Raw genomic sequence first — 19985 nt, forward strand, 5'->3', positions numbered from 1 at the left:
TTTGACCATGGATGTTCGCCACTTTGCCTTTCTGGCCCGTCAACCTTCTGCTGCCCTGAAGCGCCGCGACGCGTTCTTCGGCCTGCCCAAGCGTGGCCTGGTGCTGATCCTGGTCAACGCGCTGTTCTGGCAGCCGTTGCTGGCCCAGGCCGACGGCATTGTGGTGAGCAACCCGGCCACCAGCGTCGGCCAGGCCGGCAATGGCGTGCCGGTGGTGAACATCGCCACCCCCAATGGCAGTGGCTTGTCCCACAACCAGTTCAAGGACTACAACGTCGGCCCTAACGGCGTGATCCTCAACAACGCCACCGGCGCGGTGCAGAACACCCAGCTCGGCGGTTATATCGTCGGCAACCCGAACCTCAAGGGCGGCGCCGCCAACGTCATCCTCAACGAAGTCAACGGCGGCAGCCCGAGCCAGTTGCGCGGTTACACCGAAGTGGCGGGGCAGTCGGCCAAAGTCATCGTCGCCAACCCGTACGGTGTGACGTGCAGCGGTTGCGGCTTTATCAACACCCCCAACGTGACCCTGACCACCGGTAAACCGGTGCTCGACGCCAGCGGCCAGTTGCAGCGCTACCAGGTTGACGGCGGCGCCGTGACCATCGACGGCGAAGGCTTGAATGCCAGCAACGTCGATCGCTTCGAAATCATCACCCGTACCGCCAAGATCAACGCACAGATCAACGCCCGCGAACTGGCGGTGATCGCCGGGCGCAACGACGTCGATGCAAACACCCTCAACGCCACCCCGCGCGCCGACGACGGCAGCACCAAGCCGGAACTGGCGATCGACTCCAGCGCCCTGGGCGGCATGTACGCTGGTGCGATCAAACTGGTGGGCACCGAAGCCGGTGTGGGCGTGAAGCTCGACGGCTCGTTGGCGGCCAGTGGCGGCGATATTCAGCTTGATGCCAACGGGCATTTGAGCATGGCGCAAGCCGCCGCCAGCGGCGCGGTCAACGTCAACGCCGCCAGCCTGGATGCCAAAGGGCCGGTGTATGCCGGTACGGCCCTGAACGTGAACACCCAAGGCGATCTCACCAACCGCCAAAGCCTGGCTGCCCGTGACCGCATTGCGCTGTCCGCCGGTGGCGCCTTGACCAACGGCGACATCATCGAAGCGGGCGTCAACACCGACAACACCCGCAACGCAGCAGGCGATGTGAGCCTGCGCGGCAAGGCCATCAACAACACCGGCGCGAGTGTCATCGCCAGCCGCACGTTGAGCGTGGATGCCCAAGCCCTGAATAACCAGGGCGGCACACTGGGCGCCAAACAGCGCACCCAGATAACCGCTGCCGCAGTCGACAACCAGAACAAAGGCCGCATCCTCAGCAATCATGGCTTGGCCATCACCGCCGATCGCCTGCAGAACAGCCAAGGTGGGCTGGTCACCAGCGACGGGCCGCTGACCGCCGTCGTCGGTGAGTTGCATAACCAGGGCGGTGAACTCTCAAGCCTGGACACCGCAGCGCTCACGGTCGCGACCCTCGATAACGTCGCAGGCCTCATCACCGCGGGCAATGCGCTCAGCCTCAACGTCGGCAGCCTCAACAACCAAGCCGGGTTGGTCACCAGCCAAGGCACGGTAAGCGTGGCCGGTAACAGCCTCGACAACCGCCAGAAAGGCTTGGTCGCAGGCGTGGGTGGTGTGCAGGCCAATGTCGTCAACATCGACAACCGCAACGGCGAGCTGTCCAGCCGTTCGGGCGTGGTGGTGACGGCTACGCAACTGGATAACAGCGACGGCGGGCTGCTGATTGCCGGCGCCGGAGCAGGTTTGAATGTCGACCAACTGCTCAACCGCAACCAGGGTTTGATCAGCAGCGAAGGGCTGCTGAGCATTTCGGCGCGCACCCTGGCCAACAACGCCGGTACGCTGTCCAGCGCCGGCCCGTTGACCCTCAGCGCCCTCGGCGCGGTGGATAACCGAGGCGGGCGCCTGGTCACCGACGGTGGCCTGATCCTCGATGCCGCCAGCCTCGACAACAGCCAGAACGGCACCTTGAGCGCGCGCGGGGCCCTGTCCCTCGGCACCGCCGACCTGAACAACCAGCAAGGCGGCCAGATCACCAGCGCCGCGGCCCTGACCCTGAACCTCAACCGGGGCGAGTTCAACAACCAGAAAGGCCTGATCAATGCGCCGCTGTTGATGCTCAACCACCTCAAGAACGTGCACAACCAGGGCGGCGAGATTTCCAGCAACCAGGCGTTCACCCTTACCGCCGACAACCTCGACAACAGCGGCGGCAAGCTGCTGAGCAACGCCGCGCTGACCCTGCGCATCGACCAGGCCCTGGCCAACGTCAAAGGCCTGATTGCCGCCGCCTCGGTCGATGCGCAGGCCAGCGACCTCGACAACAGCGGTGGCACGCTCACCAGCCGTGGCGACACCGTACTCAACGTTGCTGGCCGCCTGGCCAACCGCGATCAGGGCCTGCTCAACGCGAGCAATGCCTTGACGCTCAACAGCGCCGAGCTGGATAACCAGAACGGCTCGCTGCTGGGCAGCGCAATTGCCCTGGACTTCGGCACCGCCACCGGCGACCTGAACAACACCGGTGGCCTGATCACCACCGCCGGCAACCTCTCCATCAACCACCTGCGCGACCTCAACAACCAGGGTGGCGAGCTCTCCAGCGCGCAAACCCTGAACCTCAGCGGGCGCACGTTGAACAACAGCAACGGCAAGCTGATCAGCAATAACCTGCTGGTGCTCAATGCCGAAAACCTGATCAACCAAAATGGCCTGATGTCCGGCTGGCAGGGCCTCACCGTCAGCGGCGCAAACCTCGACAACCGCAACAGCGGCACCTTGTCGAGCCGTTACGGCGACCTCAATGCCACGCTGACCGCCAGCCTGCTCAACAGCGCGGCCGGTGCACTGGTCAGCCAAAAGGCGCTGAACGTCAGCGCCGGCGAACTGGACAACAGCAACAAGGGCGTACTCTCCAGCGCCGCAGGCCAGCGCCTCACCGTGGGCGGTGTGCTGAACAACGCCCAAGGCGGCGTGATCGACAGCGGCGCCGCCCTGACGCTGACCGCACAAAACCTGGACAACAGCGCCGGCAGCATCAGTGGCGGCACCGCCACCACCCTCGACCTGCTCGCGACCCTGACCAACACCAATGGCAAACTGGCCAGCGGCGGCCCGCTGCTGATCATTCGCGCGGCGCAGATCAACAACCAGGGCGGCCAGATTGCCAGCCAAGGCGTGTTGACCCTGCTGACCGGCGGCCTGGATAACCGCAACCGTGGCACCCTGGCTGCCAACGACCGCTTGAGCCTCACCGCCAGCGGCCTGGTACAGAACGGCAACGACGGCTTGATCTACAGCCAGAACGCCGACCTCAGCCTCACGGCCAACCGCTTGGACAATGGCAAAGGCACCGTGCAAAGCCAGGGCGGCATGACCGCCAACGTGGCCGACACGCTGGATAACCAGAGCGGCAAACTGATCGCCCAGGCCGGTGACCTGAATATCAACGCAGCCAGCCTCGACAACCGTGGCGGCACCCTCGCCAGCCTCAAGGCCGCACTGCAAACCCAAGTGGTCGGCGTGCTGCGCAACGGTTACGACCTCAACAACAACCGCCAGGGCGGCGTGATGCAGGGGCAAAGCCTCAACCTGCAAGCCGGCAGCGTGGACAACTACGGCGGGCGCATCGCCGCACAGGGCGGCAACGCACTGGTCACCACCGGCAATTTCGACAACCGCAACGGCGGGCTGTATGCCAAAGGCCTGATGCGCGTGGTCGGGCATGACTTTGATAACAGCGGCGACAACGACGGCCAGATTGCCGGCCAACAGATCGACCTGGACCTCAGCGGCGCGCTCAACAACCGCCTGGGCATTATCGAAAGCGAAAGCACCCTCAAGGTGCGCGCGGCCAGCCTCGATAACCAGACCGGGCGCCTGCGTGCGCTGGGCACGGCGGGCACCACCGAATTCGCCATCGGCGGCCTGTTCGACAACCGCAACGGCGTGCTGGAAACCGCCAACAACGACCTGACCCTCAACGCCGGCAGCTTCCAGAACCTGGGCGGCAATGTCCTGCACGTGGGCACCGGTAATTTCGGCATTGCACCCGCCAACCTCAACGACGTGGGCGGCAGCCTGGTCACCCGTGGCGACCTGACCATCACCCAAGGCAACTGGACCAACAGCAGCGTGATCCAGGCCGGGCAACTCACAGTCAATGTCGACAACCTCGACCAGACCGCCACCGGCCAACTGCTCGGCGCCCGGCGCTTTATCGGCAATGGCGCCAATTGGACCACCCACGGCCTGATCGCCAGTGACGGCGCGCTCGACCTGACCTTGAGCGGCGCGCTCAACGGCAGTGGACGCATCAGCAGCCTGGGCACCCTCAACCTCAGCGCGGCCCAAGCCACCCTCAGCGACACGGCCAGCATTGCCGGCGGTGGCGTTACTACCGCCAACATCGCCGGCACACTCAACAACCGTGGGCGCCTCACCGCCGCCACCGACCTAGTGGTCAACGCCGGCACACTCAACAACTACGCGACCCTGGGCAGTGGCCAACGGCTGGTCGCCACCACCGGCGCCTTGCTCAACGACCACGGCCTGATCTTCAGCGGCGGCGACATGAGCCTGCGTGTCGATGCGCTGCACAACAGCTACGCCGACCTCTACAGCCTAGGCAACCTGAGCGTTGACCGCGACGGCAAGGGCGGCCTGGCCAGCAGCATCCTCAACAGTTCGTCGACGATCCAGAGTGACGGCAACCTCAGCCTGTCCGCCAATTCGATCAAGAATGAACGGGCGGTACTCACCGTCAACGACGCAGGTGTCTACACCGCCTCCGCCACCCTAGGCACGTGCATTGAGTACGTCAACGCCGGTGACTGCCACGCCGGTGGCACACCGCGCAACTACGTGTGGGAACTGGTGACCCGCGACAAACTGGAAGTGACCGCCGCCAGTGCCGGTTCGAGCATCACCTCGGGCGGTAACATGACCCTGGCGGGCGGCGACCTGCTCAACAGCAGCAGTTCGATTGCGGCCGGTGGCAACTTCACCGCGCGCCTGAACAACCTGGTCAACACCGGCATCGAAACCGGCGAAACCGAGACCTATCGTCTTTTCACGTCAAAGCGCACCAAGCACCCTGAAGGCTGGTTCAGTGCCGCCGCCGCACTCACCAACAAATACTGGTACAAAAGCGCCGGTTACACCCCCAATGACCTCGGCGGCCTGGAAGCCACCGTGGCCAACTTCGTCGGCCTGATGGAGAAAGAGAACACCCAGTTCGGCAAAGTCACCAAAATCGCCAGTGACGACCAACGTTACGCTGCGGTGATTCAGGCTGCCGGCGCAGTAGACGTCAAGGCGCAAGCCGGTATCGACAACAGCGTGGTGCGCCTGGGCTACAACTACATCGGTGCGGGCGCCAAAACCACCACCGACGCCACCGGTGCCAGTGGCGCAGCCGGTTACTCCACCCGCGTGACCCTCAACCAGCAACTGCCGCCGGACCTGGCCCAACAGCAGATCAACCCGCTGAGCCTGCCCGGCTTCACCTTGCCCACCGGCCAAGGCGGGCTGTTCCGCCTCAGTGGCGAAAGCGCCAGCGCGCCAGCCAGTACCAGCCCGCAAGGCTGGACCCTGGGTGGCGGCGGCGTCGACCGCACGCCGGTGACCGGCCCGGTCGTACCCGGCAGCGGCACCTCGGCCGACGGCGTGGTGATCAACCGCGTGCAAGGCCTGCCAGACAGCCAGTTCGTCTCCAACCCACAGAAATACCTGATCGAAACCAACCCGCTGCTGACCAACCTCAGCCAGTTTTTAAGCTCTGATTACATGCTGTCCAAACTGGGCTTCGACCCGGACCAGGCACAAAAGCGCCTGGGTGACGGCCTGTATGAACAGCGCCTGATCCAGCAAGCGGTCATCGCCCGTACCGGCCAGCGCTTCATTGATGGCCAGACCAGCGACGCCTCGATGTTCAAGTACCTGATGGACAACGCCATCGGCACCAAGCAGGCACTTAACCTGGCCGTAGGCGTGAGCCTCACCGCCGAGCAAGTCGCGGCCCTGACCCACGACATCGTGTGGATGGAAAACGCCACCGTCGCCGGCCAGCAAGTGCTGGTGCCCGTGCTGTACCTGGCCCAGGCCAACAACCGCCTGGCGCCCAACGGCGCACTCATCACCGGCAGCGACCTTAACCTGGTCAGCGGCACCGACCTCAACAACGTCGGCACCCTGCGCGCCACCAACAACCTGGCGGCCAGCGCCGGGCGCAACATGGTCAACAGCGGCCTCGTGCAAGCGGGCAACCGCCTCGACCTGCTCGCCGGCAACACCCTCACCAACCGCGCCGGCGGCATCATCGCCGGGCGCGACGTCAGCGTCAGCGCAGTGAATGGCGATGTGCTCAACGAACGCACCGTCACCAGCCACCAAAGCAGCAGCGGCTACCGCACCGAACGCACCGACTTCGTCGACAACGCCGCCCGCATTGAAGCCGCCAACACCCTCACCCTGCAAGCCGGGCGCGACGTCAACAGCACCGGCGGCGCCTTCAAAAGCGGCGCCGACCTGGGCGTTCAAGCCGGGCGCGATGTGAACCTGGCCACCGCCGAACAGCGCAATGCCAACACCGTCAGCACCTACATGCGCAGCAGCAGCGCAAACCAGTACGGCACCGTGATCGAAGCCGGGCGCGACTTCCAGGTGGTGGCTGCGCGGGATATCAGCGCCATCGGCAGCCAGCTCAATGCCACGCGTGATCTGGCGCTGGTGGCCAAGGGGAATTTGAACCTGGCGTCGGCGACGAATGAACAGCATTCGGCGTTTAATTCCAAGAAGGTCACCAGCCAGGAAGACCACGTCCAGCAAGTGGGCACATCGTTGGTGGCCGGTGAGAACCTCTCCCTGAGTGCCGGCAACGACCTCGTCGTCAGCGCCAGCCGTGCGAGTGCCGGCAAGGAAGCCTACCTGTACGCAGGCAATGACCTGGCGCTGAACGCCGCGCAAGACAGCGACTACAGCTATTACCGCAAAACCAAAACCAGCAAAGGGTTGCTGTCCAGCAGCCAGAAAACGCGCATCGACAGCAGTAACCAGATCAGCCAGCAGGGCTCTTCCATCAGCGCTGATACCGTGGTCGTGCGTGCTGGCCGTGACATCGGCACTACCGCCAGCGACGTGGTTTCCACCAACGCCACCAGCCTGATTGCCGGTCGCAATGTGGTGATTGATGGGGCAACGGAAACCTTTGAACAAAGCCATTCGTCCTCGACCAAAAAATCGGGCTTGATGAGCAGCGGCGGCATCGGCGTGACGTTGGGTTCAAGCAGCAACCAGAACACCTTCACCAGCAGCACCGAAACCACCCGGGCCAGCAACATCGGCAGTGTGCTGGGCAGCGTGGATATTCAGGCTGGCAAAGACCTGACCATTCGCGGCTCTGACGTGGTTGCCGGTAAGGACATCAGCCTGGTTGGGCAAAATGTCAGCATCCTGGCTTCCGAGAACAACAACCGCAGCGAGCAGACCTCCAAAAGCAAAACCAGTGGTTTGACCCTGGCGTTGTCCGGCACCGTGGGTAGCGCGGTGGACTCCGCTTATAAGACCGCCAAGCAAGCCAAGAACGAGGACGACGGCCGCCTCTCGGCGCTGCAGGGTGTGAAGGCGGGTTTGACTGGCGTGCAAGCGTGGCAAGCGGCGCAGCAGAATGGCGGCATGACCGGCGCTAACGCGTCGCAATTTGTGGGGATCAGCATCTCCCTGGGTTCGCAAAAATCCGATTCCAAACAGACCCAGGAGCAGACACTCAGCCAGGGCAGCAGCCTGACGGCCGGCAACAACCTCACCATCGTGGCGGACGGCAACGGTACGCCTGGGGCCGCAGGTGACATCCATGTTCAAGGCAGCAAGCTTCAGGCCGGTAATGAGATGCGGCTGGCGGCGGAGCGCGATATTCGCCTGGAAGCTGCGGCGAATAACCAAAAACTTGATGGCAAAAATAGCAGCAGTGGTGGTGCGGTAGGTATCAGCCTAGGCGTGGGTTCCGAAGGCGGCGGCCTGAGCATTTTCGCCAATGCCAACAAAGGCACCGGTAACGAGAAGGGCACTGGCACCACCTGGACGGAAACAACCCTGGATGCGGGCAAACAGGTGAGTCTGATCAGCGGCCGAGACACCGCCCTGAAGGGCGCGCAGGTCAGCGCAGACAAAATTACCGCTACTGTGGGGCGCGACCTCACACTGCAAAGTCTGCAAGACACCGATAACTACAAGTCCAAGCAGACGGATGTGAGTGGGGGCGTCAGCTTCGCCATCATCGGCACCGGTGGCAGTGCAAACCTGAGCATCAGTAAAAGCAAGATCGACTCCAAATACCAGAGTGTGCAGGAGCAAACCGGCCTGTTCGGCGGTAAGGGCGGCTACCAGATTGACGTAGGCAACCACACGCAACTCGATGGCAGCGTGATCGGCAGCACAGCCACGCCGGACAAAAACCGCCTGAGCACCGGCACGCTGGGATGGAGCGTTTTAAAGAACAAGGCTGAGTACACAAGCCAGTTGCAGAGCGCCAGTGTGAGCAGTGGCGCAAGCGGAGCGAACGCCTTCATCAGCAACCTGCCCTCCGGCAGCTTGATCGCGTTCAATCATGGCGACAGTGACAGCGGCACCACCTCATCGGCCATTTCCAACGGTACCCTCGACATCCGCGACCCTGCTAAACAGCAGCAGGACGTTGCAACGCTGAGCCACGATGTTGAACACGCCAACGGCAGCATCAGCCCGATCTTTGATAAGGAAAAAGAGCAGAAGCGCCTGCGGCAGGTGCAGTTGATTGCGGATATTGGTACTCAGGCAGTAGACATTGTGCACACACAAGGCGAGCTCAACGCCAAAGAAGCGGGTCGCAAAGAGCTGGCCGCCAAAGGCAATGATCAGCCGACGAAGGAGCAGATCGCTGCCAGCGATGCCTATAAAAAAGTCATGGCTGACTACGGCGTGGGCGGTGACTATCCGCGTGTAGCCCAGGCCGTAACGGCGGCATTGCAAGGGCTGGTTGGGGGCGATATCGGTTCAGCCATTGCGGGCGCATCAGCACCGTACCTGGCGCAAGTCATCAAGAAAACTACCGGAGATAACACGGCACTCAACACCATGGCGCACGCTGTATTGGGTGCGGTGATAGCGCAGGCCCAGGGCAACTCAGCGTTGGCGGGCGGTGCCGGGGCTGCGACGGGCGAACTGATTGCCCACCAACTCTACCCAGGCACGGCAACGGCGGATCTTACGCAGGAGCAGAGAGAGACGGTTTCAGCGTTGTCTGGTTTGGCCGCAGGGCTGGCGGGTGGGATTGCTGGCGGTGACCTGAGCGGAGCAGTGACGGGCGCGCAGGCGGGGACTAATGCTGTTCAAAACAACTATCTGAGTAAGGAGCAGAAGGCTCAACGTGATGCAGAAATGGCAGGCTGCGCGGGTCTGGGATGCCGGACTGGAACTGCTACCAAGTGGATGGCAATCGACATCGCGCAGGACGCAAGTTTCACAGCAGGTACAGCCGCGGGAGCTGTGTTGGGGCTCAATGACGCCGTGGACAGTATCGTGCACACCGCCGGCAACCTTAAGGAAACTTATGCGGCGCTCAAAGCCGTGGTTGAAAGCGGTGGCGTTTGGGATTCAGTCAAGCAAACGTACATCGACCGCATAGATAACTTGCAAGCGCAGTTTGAACAAGCTGGGGCGAGTGGTTCCTTCCAGGCTGGGGTTGAAACTGGAAAGCTGTTGAGTGACATGGCGGGTGTTCTTGCTGGTGGCGGAGCGCTCGTGAAAGGCGGCGCCATGTTGGCGGAGAAGGTTGCGGCCAAGGTCGCCAAGGCCGAGTTGCAGGCGGTGGCAAAAGAGGCAGGCGAAGCCGTTGCAACAAAAGGTCCAAACACTGCGTTACCTGGGACCACTTCGAAGGGGGAATACAGCAACAATCTCCCGGCAGGCTACGATCGGGGTCCCATTACCGTTGGTGGTAAGGCGGTTGATGGCGCTACGGATTTTAGTCTTGGTGCAAAAGAGCCCTCGGCGCCTGTAATGGGGGGATTGGATCTTTCGAAGGTCGATGTATTGACCATAAAAGACGCACGCAAGCTTGAGGGCGAAAATAAAGGTTTGATCTTCGTACAAGAGCCTCAGGGCGATTTTAGTAAGCCGTTCGTGAAATTCGAAGCGGGTACAACAGGAGCTTTTTCAGACGTTCTGTCGCAGCGTAAGGCCGTGCCCGCAATACGGTTTGACAACCCAAATCCTAACGGTAACAATTTCGTGAAGTTTGATGGTGTTGAGGATGTCGATGGTATTACCTTAATTGACCGAAAAACAGCATTGACATCGTTTGATAAGCAACTTCAAAGTGTTCAGCGAGTATCGAATGCGTTGAAACAAAATCCCGGTATCAAAGCCGTTTTTGAATTTCCAAGTCAAAAAGCGGCCGATAGAGCAACTGATATTTTGATTGAGCAAAATATCAGAAACATTACTGTGAGGGTTGCACCCTAATGGCTACGCATAAGCTTGAATTTCGTCATAGGCCAAAATTTTCAGAGTCGATTGAAAAGCGACACGAAAATTTTCTCGAAAGGTTGTCCGGCTTAGGTGCGCCATGGGATTTGGCCGGTGCTGTAGATGTTCCCGATATTGAAGGCGAGCTTGTTGTTTCTGTTTCTTTAGATAAATTCCTTCCAAAGGGAATAAAAGGTCGAATTGCATATTCTCTTAGAAGCGAGAGATATCTAGAAGATGATGCTCAATTTGATGACTCTATATTCATTGAGTTTTCGAATGCTAAAATTGATTATTTGGACTTGTTGAAAAGAATTTTCCCTGCGTACGTAGAGGCTTTTGGTGCCTATAGAGCTGCACTGCATGATTGGTCTGTCACTAGAAGCGACTGGCCGGCAGTAGTAGCTGCATGCGATGCTACAAAAAAAGATGTTAACGGGAGAGATGGTGTTTTTCGTATAAATGCGGCGAATTATTTTGATGAGAAATTGTGCCTTCGCGCATTTGGGAAAAGCCCTCAACAGATTATTAACTGTCTCAAGGGGCACGTTGAGGAGGCCTCGGAATTGGCCGGAGGTGTGTTGATTGTTGTTAGCTATACGCCGCTGACCACCAGCGAGATAGCTACTGCTGGAGAGCGATTAAAAGAACTTTTGGTTGGGTGATGCGAGGGGAGGCTAGGTCCAGAAGAGCCGGGGCCAACTGGCGCACTCCCAACAATGACGACTTGTTGCCCTGCCTGCTGTCCGCACGTGACCTCCACGCTTGGCAAACTGGTAAGACAACTCGAGACCAGTCGACCAAGATTAAAGGATGTTTCAAGGGCCTAATAACCCCAGCAGCATACAAAAAAGGGACTGTAGAAAAAGGGGACGGATTTATTTAATTGTCCAAGTTCTTTTTTACTTAAATAAATCTGACCCTTTTCGCCTTCAGATGGGGAAATAGGGGTTAGACCACGTTTGAGTTTTTTAGAGTTCAGTGAAGTTGTTCTTTAAAAATATGTTTTATATTTTGGAAAAATAGGGTGGACCACGGTTTTACTTTTTTAGAGTTTTGTAGAGTTGCTCTTTTAAAAGCATGATTTATTTTTTGTGATTATTTTATTTCGTTGGCCTAGTAATTTCAACTAAGCTGTAAGCTCTTATCCAATTAGGGGTTTATATGGCTCGCCGTTCTAGGGTTTTAATGCCGAATATCCCGTTGCATATTATTCAGCGGGGAAACAATCGGGCTGCGTGTTTTTATTCAGATAAAGACTATATTTTTACATGGATACATTAGCCGTGCTTGCTGAACTGTATGGCTGTAAAGTTCACGCATTGTGCTGGATGACAAATCATGTTCACTTGTTGTTGACTCCGACCTGCTGCGCGGGGGCTGGCCTGCTTATGAAGGGGCTGGGGCAACGCTACGTTCAATATGTCAATCGAACATATCAACGTACGGTCACGTTGTGGGAAGGCCGTTTCCGCTCCTATTTGGTTCAACAAGACAACTATGTTTTAGCTTGCTATCGATATATCGAAATGAACCCGGTCAGAGCGGGTATGGTTGCTCATCCGGGCGACTACCGTTGGACCAGCTATAGGACAAACGCGCAGGGCGAGCTATCAGGCTTTATAAGCTCGCATGCAGTTTATAGCGACTTAGGTAGCGGCAGCGCGCAACGAGCCGAAGCTTACCGGTCTTTATTCAATGATCGACTTTCACCTGGGCTGATAGAACAAATCCGATCTTCTACAAACGGTAATTATGTTTTGGGCGATCAGAAGTTTGCGTCCGAGATCGCGCACGCATTAGGTAAAAGAGTTTCGCAGGGTGTGTCAGGACGCCCAAAAAAGTATGAGTTAAAAGAATAGAAGAATAGTGGTCTGACCCCTATTTTCCGTTGCAAAAGTTAATAACGGACGCAGCCCATATTCTGAGTTAAACGGAGCAATTGGGGAGGCTCGTGGCTGGAGTCAGGCTATTGAATCGGGGCAAACACCAATTTCCGGACCTGGGAAAGCGTCACTTCCAGGTGCAGATTACATTACGTATGATCCATCATCGCGATCTGTGATCGTCTGGGACGCCAAGTATCGTGCTCCTGGCGGAAGCTATCCGACTTCCTTACCAGATTCAAAGTTAAAGGCCTGGCAGTCAGAGATCATAAACTCCGTTAAAAATATGCCGGAGGGATCGGCCAAAGCAGCCGCGGAGAGCGCGCTTAAGGCTGGCAGGGTCGAAGGTCGAATATTCAAATGGCCACAGTAGGCTTGAGGTATTTAACATGAAAGAATGGTCATCGCTGTGCAAGTCAAAGGTAGGGGACGTCGTTGTTGAACGGGAGCAATGCGTTATCGCTATGGGCGACGGTGCATACAAAATTTCAGACGATCAGTATTTTTTAGCTGACGCTTTTTCTGATGAGGGAGAGGAAAAACTTCGTTTGCTATCCCTCTACTGGGCCTGCAGTGAGCCTGCATTTAGAAGAGCCTACTACAGGGATGTTGAAAATGATGACATGGCCGTATGCCGGCCGCCGCCTGAATTGCTTCCAGTTGGGGCGGGGGAGACCTATAGTCAGATAAAAAATGCTCTTGGCTCTCTTGGTTCTGACAAATTTATTGAGTACGCCTCCTATCGTGTTATGTCTGATGGTGCATTTGTTCATAAGGGCTTAGAAAGCTCATTGGCTGTTTATTATTTTCGCTTGCATGATATTGTTGATGAAGAGCTGCCTTACGCGATACTGTGGAAGCTTTCTAATGTGTGATTTGATGGAGGGGAAAGGGGACGGATTTATTTAATTTTACGAGTGCTTTGTTAATTAAATAAATCTGTCCCCTTTCCGCCCTATCGAAATGAACCCGGTCAGAGCGGGTATGGTTGCTCATCCGGGCGACTACCGTTGGACCAGCTATAGGGCAAACGCACAGGGCGAGCTATCAGGCTTTATAAGTCCGCATGCAGTTTATAGCGACTTAGGTAGCGGCGCCGCGCAACGAGCCGAAGCTTACCGGTCAACATTCCTGGATCGGCTTTCACCTGAGTTGATAGAACAAATTCGATCTTCTACAAACGGCAATTATGTTTTGGGCGATCAGAAGTTTGCGTCAGAGATTGCGCAGATATTAGGTAAAGGAGTTTCGCCGAGTGTGTCAGGACGCCCGGAAAAGTGTGTGTTAAAAGTTTAAGAATAGTGGTCTGACCCCTATTTCCTATAGTGGGTAGTGAAGTTAATAAGTAGCTGACTAGGGATTGATATGAAATATTATTTGCTGCGTCAGGATCTTTCTATTTCCGGAAAGTGGGTGCTCGGCGATGTGAGGCACGTGGATAATTGGAACTTTAGTAATCCACCCCTTAATTTCATGGAGCCTGGCAGATATACGCTCGATGTCAGGTTCGACGGCGTTGAAATTGATTATTCTCTAGCGGGCTACGCGAGTGTTCCTGTTCTGAGTGAGAGAGCTCGAAATTCACTCATAGGTTTGTCTGAAGTCGATCAAACTTATCATAATGTGGTCTTTGAGCCCGTTGATATCGAAGGGAAACACGTTTCGCAAAATTATTTTCTAATGATCATAGAAACACAAATAGATTGTGTAGATGAAGAGTCTTCAAGGTTTACAAAGTTTTCAGTGAATGATCCTGTGCGCCCAGACATGGCTGGTCAATACCGCGCGTTTTATAATTTGGCCATAGATGAGTCAAAAGTAGGTGATTTTCATATTTTTAGGATTAAAAAATATTTGGGTGCGATTGTAGTAAGCGAAGATGTGAAACTTCGATTTGAGGCAGCAGGAGTGGTGGGGGCGGTATTTGAGTCGGTTAATGGCGATAAGGTTACTGTTGCATAAAGAAAATCAGAAGAGCAAAAAATAGGCATCAGCCAAAAGAAAAAAGTGGACGGATTTATTTGATTTTTCGAGTGCTTTGTTAATTAAATAAATCTGCCCCTTTTCGCCTCTCATCAAGGATGACCAATGAAATCCAGCAAGTTCTCGCTCCTCGCCTTTCTGATGTCCTGCTTGTTTGCAGGCTGGGGGTTGGTGTACGTCGGCCGTATCAAATGGGCCATCCGGGTGGCGGCGCTGATGTATATCGGCGTTGTGCTGATGGGGGTGAGCGGGTTGGCCGCCACGCCTGTCGGGCTGTATGTATTCATCGCTTTTATCATCACGCTCAAGCTGGCCACCGCGATTGCCTCCGCTGTGCTTGCCCGCCGTTACGACGGCCCGCCAGGCCTGCCACGCAAGCGTTTCCATGTGCTCTACGTGGGTGTGCTGATCGTGATCACCTTGCTCCTATTCGAGGTGTTTCGCGCGCCGCTGCTAGGCTTCAAAAACTACTTCATACCGTCGGGCTCGATGGCACCTACGCTGTCGGTTGGCGACTACATCATCTCTGACCTGCGGCCAGGTGCGCCCAAGGTGGGCGATATCGTGGTGTACCGCTGGGACGGCACTGAGGCGGTCAAGCGCGTGGCGGGCATTGGCGGCGACACGCTGGCGATCGTCAATGGCGAGTTGATCCGCAACGGCGAGAACCTGGGGTTGTTCCATGCACCGGCCGAGCGCGTCAAAAAGGACTATTCCCTTACGCTGGCGCCTCTGCGCGTCGAGCCAGGCCATGTGTACTTATTGGGCGACAACCGCGATGTGAGCAATGACAGCCGCTTCATGGGCCAGGTGGCCGATGAGGATGTGGTCGGCAAAGTGACCGGCATCTGGTTCTCGGGTGACCTGGGGCGCATCGGTACCACGTTCCCTTGAAGAGAGATATTGGTGAGATATTGGGGTCAGACCACGTTTTTTGAATGAGCCGGCGCATATAGGTACGAGGTTCCCATGACACGTGAGGTTCAGATGGCAGGTTTAGCGGTAGTCGGATGGCGGTTGGTGCAGGGGTTGTGCCTGCTGCTGATGTTCGTCAGTGCAAGCGTTTGTATGTTGGCGTGGGGCTCCTTCGACAGCTCTACCGCCGGCGCTTTCGGAGCGGCGCTGGGCGGTTTCCTGATGTGTGGCATTGGGCTGCTGTTCGCATTTGTGTTCGAGCGCTTGCGCACGCCTCGGGCCACGGCGCGCTACATGGTGACGCGGGTGGCCGTGGTTCTGCTGCTGGCAGCGGGCGCGGTGTACTTGGCCGACGCGGTATGGCTTGCGCCTGAGCGCGACGCGCTCGACGCGAATTTGGAAGGGGCGACCTGTGGCAAGTACACCGGCACCATCGTGAAAGGCTGGGAGCAGATTTGCGCCGGGAGGAAATAGAGCAGAAAAAGGGCACGGATTTGAATGGCACTTACTTAATCTTCGTAGAGTGGCCATTTTTTCTGATTTCGGCCCTTGCCACCGAACGTTTCGGCATCAGGGTACAAAGCGGATAGAGTTATTTAAGGGCTATAAAATAAATCCGTTCCCTTTTCCCCCAGTGCATGCTTTTCACAGCGCCAAGGCTGCATAGGCGACAGGCCACTTTTACTGCCCAAGCGTGGCCCGCACCTATTCACTGCCTCACCATTAACAGGGCAACTCGTCAGCCGCCCTGTCGCGGTCAGTTGACGCTGTTAAGCCTGCGAATAATGACATCCAGCAAATCACACCCATCCCGCAGCGGTATAGCCAGTAGTTGGGCGAAGTCTTGAAGCACCACAGCATCGCTGCTGAGCTGTTCGCGGAAGGCCAGGTTTTCCAACAGTTGCGTGACGGCGCGAATCCGGTACGCGGCGGCGTCGTGGAGCACGTCGAGGGGCGCGCTGGTGTCGATAAGCAGAGCGGGGACGGTGCAGTCGTGGCCCGTTAGGGGCATGTATTGGTTCATTTTCAGTACTCTGTTAGTGGATTAAGCCACCACGCATTCGTCGCCAAACGAATGGGTGGCAGCTGTACGCAGGTTGGCGAACCGGAACAGAGTAACCGGCAGACCCGAAGGTCTCCCGCGCACAGCCGCCATAACATGCACAGCTTTGCGGGTGCAAAAACACCTGCATGGAAGCGGGTTGCTTTTGCACTCTGTTGTCAGGTCGCCAAACCTGATCGCCATATGGGCGACGGGCCGGACTATAAGCCCCCCACCCAAACCCACGCAAGGCACCAACGCCCTGACCCAACCTCCTTTCGCCTATCCCCAACCCCACCATCCCCAACGCATTCCGCCGTCCGCTCACGGATATCAGGCAAACCCTCGGTAGTTTGGGGAAGTTTCCTACCGCAAAAGGAACCATTTCCCTCAAGCCTGGGTCTTTACCCCGCCCACCCGCAACCGGTCGGGCTGCATGGACTGCAGCGTTTTAAAACGACATTAAGGATTAATGTGAACTTCGCCTCCCCATTCCCTTGTCTGCCACCACCGACTGCGGTGCGATTGCCCGCGCCTGTGGTTCAGCAAAGTGCCTTGGGGGAATGCATTCGGATCATCTGATCCCTCGCTCAGTACACCTACAGCCGCCGGGCGTATTGGCGGCTTTGACTGTAGTTCATGGAGTTTGAAATGAAGCGCAAGCCGTTCCAGAAAACCCTGCTGGCCCTGATGGTCAGCGCAGGCGCCGCGCATGTTGCTGCGGTGGAATTCGACGTGAGCAGCGGCCAGAACAAGTGGAAAGGTCAGGTGTTCAACGAGCCTGTCACCTTGGTCGGGTCGCGCAATGTGGTGGCCACCCAGCGTAATGTCGATGGGGCCAGTGTTGCCGAGACCAATGTTCAGGGTTCGCTGATCAACCGTGCCGACTACAACATTGATGGCAGTGGCCTCAACATTCGTGGTTTTGTGGTGGATGGCGCGCTGGACTCTGATCTGCGTGCCCGTGGCGGCACGATCACCGGTGATGTGATCCAGGCCGGTACGATCAGGCTCACCAACCAGACCTGGGCCGAAGGTTTTGAGGTGGGCGCCGCGAACATTGGCGGCAGCGTGATCAACTCCGGGACTATCGTCGCCGTTGACGTGCCGGGGTCGGACAGTGACGGCGAGGGCATGTACCTCAATGGTACGACCGTCGGTGGTGACGTGATCAACTCCGGCCTGATTGATGTCACTTCCATCTACGGCTACGGCCTGATCCTGGACACCCATAACAACATGCCGGTGACCGTCGGCGGCAAAATCCTCAACTCCGGCACCATCCGCGTCACGGGTGAAGAGGCGTTGGGCATTGAAGTTGAAACCGACACCAGTGACCTGCGTATAGAAAACAGCGGTGTGGTGACGGTCAACGGTGGCATGGCCAGGGCCGTACAGTTCAACTCCGGCACCTTCGATTACTTGCTCAACACCGGCACGATTGAAGCCAACGGCGCCAATGCGGTGGCTGTGCATCTGACTGGGGCGACCTTTACCCAGAACCCGCAGTCGGGCGCGCGCGGCGTTATCAACCGGGGTCTGATCAGTGCCGACAGCACCGCGATCCTGGTCAATGCCCGCGACCAGACTTCGCCCTTCGAGATCAACCAGCAAGCAGGCGAGATCCGCAGCAAATCCGGCACGGCCATCGACGCCGCCAACCTTGCCACGCTGAACTGGACGGGCGGCAAAATCACCGGCGACTTGCTCAACCTGAGTGCGGTGAATGTCGCCGGCCAAGCTGATTTTGCCGGCCAGCGCATCATCGCGCCGGTCTCGATTAATTCCGGCTCGTTGAACCTGGCCGCGCCCGGTACCACGATCAGCGGCAACCTTAACGTCGCCAGCGGTGCGGGCATTGATATGCACCTGGCCGACAGCGTGGTGCCGACCACGCCGTATCTGTCGGTCAACGGTACGGCTAATTTCGCCCAGGCGTCGAAGCTCACGGTGAGTGCGCAGCCAGGCGACTTTGCGCGCACCAATAACGGCACTCAATACACCCTGTTGCAGGCCACCAGTGTGCAGAACAACGGCCTGTCGGTTGCCAGTTCGTCATCGCTGCTCAACGTGCTGAGCTACTCGGCGGATGCGCAAACGGTCAAGGCTGTCGTCGCAGTTAAAGACAACCAGCAAGTGCAGCAGGAACTTGCCGGTGCAGGTGCCAGCGCCGCAGCGGCCACGGCGGTGAATACGTTCAAGAACGAGGTGCTCGGCGGGCTGAACCAGAACGACCCAGTGTTCCAGTCCCTCGCCAACGCCGGGACTGCGCAACAGCTTGCTCAAGTGAGCGAGCAGCTCAAGCCGGACGTCAACCGTGGCGCGCTGGATGTGGCGTTGTCGGGGCAGACTGTTATCAATGGCGCAATCTTCAACCGCCTTACCGACCAGCGCGAAGGCCATCAAACCGGCGGCGTGTGGGTGCAGGGTTTGAGCAGCAACATGGACCAGGATGGGCGCGGCGGTAACAACGGTTACTCGGCCAACAGCAGCGGCATGGCCGTGGGTGTGGACGGGCGTTTGAACGACACCACCACCCTGGGCGTGGCTTACAGCTACCTTAATTCCAACATCCATTCGGACCTGGGCAACAAGACCGACGTCGAGGGCCACGCGCTGTCGCTGTATGGCAACTGGGCGCTGCAAAACTGGTTTGTCGACGGCAGCCTCAGCTACGGCCACAACGACAACGACAGCAAACGCCATGTGGCCGGCACCACGGCCAAGGGCAGTTACGACAGCAATGTGTTGGCAGCCAGCGTGATCGGCGGCTACAGCTTCAAGCCGTCGCAGGCCGTGGTAATCGAACCGCGCGTGGCGGCGCGTTATGCCAACGTGCGCATGGATGGCTTCGACGAGAAAGGTTCGGCGGCGGCACTGAGCACCCGTTCGCAGCGTTATGAAGTGGGTGAGTTGGGCGCCGGTCTTCGCCTGGCCGGCAACCTGCCGATGGGCGCGGGTAGCCTGCAACCGGAAGCGACCTTGATGGCGTACCACGACCTGATGGGTGATCGCGTCGCGCAAACCTCCAACTTTGTGGCGGGTGGTGCGGCGTTCACCACCACCGGCGCGTCGGTGGCGCGTGACAGCTACGAGGCGAGTGTGGGCGTGAACTACCAGGTCTCGGACTTCACCGTGGGCGCCAGCTACACCCGCCAGGCGCGCAGTGGCTTTGACGCCGATGGCGTGATGCTCAAAGCGCGTTACGCGTTCTAAGCCCCAACGCCAAACCCCTGTGGGAGCGGGCTTGCCCGCGAAGGCGGCGGGTCAGTCGATCTATGCATTGGCTGGCACACCGCTTTCGCGAGCAAGCCCGCTCCCACATTTGGATAGAGGTGTTTCAGGTAGCTGGGTTTTGCTTTCAGCGCAGCTGTCGACAGTGCGTTACGCGCTCCAAGCCAACACCACCGAACCCCTGTGGGAGTGGGCTTGCCCGCGAAGGCGGCGGGTCAGTCGATCTATGCATTGGCTGGCACACCGCTTTCGCGAGCAAGCCCGCTCCCACATTTGGATAGAGGTGTTTCAGGTAGCTGGGTTTTGCTTTCAGCTCAGCTGTCGACAGTGCGGCACACGTTCCAAGCCAACACCACCGAACCCCTGTGGGAGCGGGCTTGCC

The 19985-nt window shown here is 58.2% G+C and carries 9 protein-coding genes; 8 read left to right on the forward strand and 1 reads right to left on the reverse strand.

Annotated elements, in window-relative coordinates; genetic code table 11:
• The first annotated feature begins 7 nt into the window (after positions 1–7).
• The 7 genes from CPH89_RS30575 to CPH89_RS11105 all read left to right on the forward strand — a co-directional run bounded on the left by CPH89_RS30575 (position 8) and on the right by CPH89_RS11105 (position 15801).
• Complete coding sequence (locus CPH89_RS30575) at positions 8–10540, forward strand: hemagglutinin repeat-containing protein (RefSeq protein ID WP_053253750.1); 10533 nt, start codon at positions 8–10, stop codon at positions 10538–10540.
• Positions 10540–11208 carry a hypothetical protein gene (locus CPH89_RS11075; RefSeq protein WP_053253751.1) on the forward strand — a complete coding sequence of 223 codons (669 nt, stop codon included), beginning with the start codon at positions 10540–10542 and terminating at the stop codon, positions 11206–11208. The genes CPH89_RS30575 and CPH89_RS11075 overlap by 1 nt, the downstream gene beginning before the upstream one ends.
• A gap of 606 nt (positions 11209–11814) precedes the next feature.
• Positions 11815–12405, forward strand: a complete 591-nt coding sequence (locus CPH89_RS11080) for a transposase (RefSeq protein WP_232005437.1) — start codon at positions 11815–11817, stop codon at positions 12403–12405.
• A 413-nt stretch (positions 12406–12818) separates the two neighbouring features.
• Positions 12819–13304, forward strand: a complete 486-nt coding sequence (locus CPH89_RS11085) for a hypothetical protein (RefSeq protein WP_053253752.1) — start codon at positions 12819–12821, stop codon at positions 13302–13304.
• 490 nt (positions 13305–13794) lie between these two features.
• Positions 13795–14391 carry an imm11 family protein gene (locus CPH89_RS11095; RefSeq protein WP_053253753.1) on the forward strand — a complete coding sequence of 199 codons (597 nt, stop codon included), beginning with the start codon at positions 13795–13797 and terminating at the stop codon, positions 14389–14391.
• 126 nt (positions 14392–14517) lie between these two features.
• Positions 14518–15306 carry a signal peptidase I gene (gene lepB / locus CPH89_RS11100; RefSeq protein WP_053253754.1) on the forward strand — a complete coding sequence of 263 codons (789 nt, stop codon included), beginning with the start codon at positions 14518–14520 and terminating at the stop codon, positions 15304–15306.
• A gap of 75 nt (positions 15307–15381) precedes the next feature.
• Complete coding sequence (locus CPH89_RS11105; RefSeq protein ID WP_017136666.1) at positions 15382–15801, forward strand: hypothetical protein; 420 nt, start codon at positions 15382–15384, stop codon at positions 15799–15801.
• A 283-nt stretch (positions 15802–16084) separates the two neighbouring features.
• Here CPH89_RS11105 and CPH89_RS11110 read toward each other — a convergent pair whose 3' ends face one another.
• On the reverse strand, positions 16085–16339 hold the full coding sequence (locus tag CPH89_RS11110) for a hypothetical protein (protein ID WP_017136667.1): 255 nt from the start codon (positions 16337–16339) through the stop codon (positions 16085–16087).
• A 681-nt stretch (positions 16340–17020) separates the two neighbouring features.
• Here CPH89_RS11110 and CPH89_RS11115 point away from each other — a divergent pair.
• Positions 17021–19585, forward strand: a complete 2565-nt coding sequence (locus CPH89_RS11115) for an autotransporter family protein (protein ID WP_053253755.1) — start codon at positions 17021–17023, stop codon at positions 19583–19585.
• The last annotated feature ends 400 nt before the right edge of the window (positions 19586–19985 follow it).

Source organism: Pseudomonas fluorescens (assembly GCF_900215245.1).
Taxonomy (GTDB): domain Bacteria; phylum Pseudomonadota; class Gammaproteobacteria; order Pseudomonadales; family Pseudomonadaceae; genus Aquipseudomonas; species Aquipseudomonas fluorescens.